This is a genomic window from Vreelandella alkaliphila, assembly GCF_016107625.1.
GTDB lineage: Bacteria > Pseudomonadota > Gammaproteobacteria > Pseudomonadales > Halomonadaceae > Vreelandella > Vreelandella alkaliphila.
In genome coordinates this window covers 1-331 of record NZ_JABASV010000047.1, presented here as the reverse complement: position 1 = coordinate 331, position 331 = coordinate 1, and the positions used below count along the sequence as shown (strand labels likewise).

General features: G+C 51.7%; 1 tRNA gene. It reads left to right on the top strand.

Annotated features, from left to right (window positions below):
• The first annotated feature begins 105 nt into the window (after window positions 1-105).
• Window positions 106-181 (top strand) — tRNA-Val (locus JFC11_RS18910).
• The last annotated feature ends 150 nt before the right edge of the window (window positions 182-331 follow it).

The following is a 331-nucleotide window of genomic DNA, read 5'->3' as shown; positions in this document are numbered from 1 at the left end:
GAATGCCGGCCTGTCACGCCGGAGGTCGCGAGTTCGAGTCTCGTCCGGTCCGCCACGATAACTTATCAAGTTGCACCATTTAAGCATTATTGCTTTAAATGCCTTGGGTGGTTAGCTCAGTTGGGAGAGCACCAGCCTTACAAGCTGGGGGTCACTGGTTCGAACCCAGTACCACCCACCATTTAGCTGAATGTTTTTAAGCGCCTCTGAACCGCTTTTAAATAGCTAGTTTCATGGTTAGAAATAAGTGACTTAAAGTGGACCGGTAGTTCAGTCGGTTAGAATGCCGGCCTGTCACGCCGGAGGTCGCGAGTTCGAGTCTCGTCCGGTC